This is a genomic window from Streptomyces sp. UNOB3_S3 (genome assembly GCF_020740895.1).
Classification (GTDB): Bacteria; Actinomycetota; Actinomycetes; order Streptomycetales; family Streptomycetaceae; genus Streptomyces.
In genome coordinates this window covers 1-1,432 of the sequence record NZ_JAILXP010000685.1, presented here as the reverse complement: position 1 = coordinate 1,432, position 1,432 = coordinate 1, and the positions used below count along the sequence as shown (strand labels likewise).

Annotated in this window: 1 pseudogene; it reads left to right on the top strand. The window is 83.2% G+C overall.

The window, feature by feature from the left end:
- A pseudogene (locus tag K6I33_RS35015) lies at positions 1 to 1,432 on the top strand (hypothetical protein); the annotation flags it as partial.

The following is a 1,432-nucleotide window of genomic DNA, read 5'->3' as shown; positions in this document are numbered from 1 at the left end:
GGCTTCGCCCGGGAGGGCGCCGAGCCGTACGGCCCGGGCGGGGCGCCCGACGACGACGCACGGCGCGGCGGCGCCGGCGCGCCTGCCGTGCCGGTCCCGAGCCCGCTCGGCTCGTCGGCCCCCGGCACCGCCGCCCCGCAGGCCGAACCCGGGTTCCCCGACGGGCAGGGCGACGCTCGGCGCGGCAACCCCGACCCGCAGACCACGCCCGGCTACCCGAACGGGCAGGGCGGTACGCCCGACGGCCTCCCCGGAGCTCCCGGCGCGCAGGCCGTACCCGGCTTCGCCGACAGGCAGGGCAACGCACCGAACGACGCCCGGCACGGCGGCCCCGGAGCTCCCGGCCGACAGGCCGTACCCGGCTTCCCCGACGGCCACGGCGGTGCGCCCGACAGCGCCCGGCAGCGCGACGCGCAGGCCATGCCCGGCTATCCCGACGGTCAGGACGGGCCACCCGGCGATCCCGTCGCACGCCGAGGCGGCCCCAGCACCCCCGGCCCCCACGCCATGTCCGGCTACCCGAACAACCAGGGCGGCGTGCCGGACGGTCCCGCCCGGCACGGCGGCCCCGGGGCAGCGGGTGCGCCTGACGACGGCGGTCCCGAAGCCCCCGGCCCGTACGGCGGCGACAACACGGCTCCGGGCGCGCGCCCCGGCCACGGTCCCGGCCAGGACGGCGCGCCGCAGGGCGGCCTCGGCGGCGGTCCGTACGGCCACGGCGCCCGGCCCGGTCAGGACGGCGTGACCGACGACGCCCCCGTCGCCCCCGGTGCCCCCGGCCCGTACGGCCAGGGCGGCGCGCCCGGCGGCCGGGCGCGGCACGGTGCCCCGGGGGCCGACGAGCCGGGCGGGCCCGTGACCGGCACGGCGGGCGAGCAGGCGCCGGACGCGTCCGGCGCGGGGCAGGGCCGGCAAGCTCCCGGCAAGGGTGGCCCCGGCGTACCGGGGGCATCCGGCCAGGGTGTCGCGCCCGCTGGTTCCCAGGGCGCTTCCGGGCCCTTCGCCCTCGCGGGCGCGCCCGCGCCGGGCGCCCCCGGTGGCTACGGGCACGGTGCCGCGCTCGCCGCGCAGCCGGGTCCGCGGCCCGTGCCCAAGGCCGAGCAGGGTGCCGAGGCCCCCGCCGGGCCGGGCCCGTACGGCTTCGACGCCGCGGCCGAGGCCCCGGCGCCCACCGGGCGCCGCCGGGCGCGGCGCGCGCTCGCGGAGGAGCACGGCGCGGCCGGGCGCGAGCCGGGCGCGGCGCCCGCCGCGCGGCCGATCAGCGTGCGGACGCTGGGGCAGGGCCCGGGCTCGGGGGACACCCCGGCCGCCGGGACGCCCTCCGCCGGGTCCGGCCGCCGCCGCAAGCTGGCGAACCCGGCCGAGGGCGAGCGGGAAGCGCAGGTTCAGGCATCACAGGCCCAGGCACAGGCCCCGGCACAGCCCCCGGCCC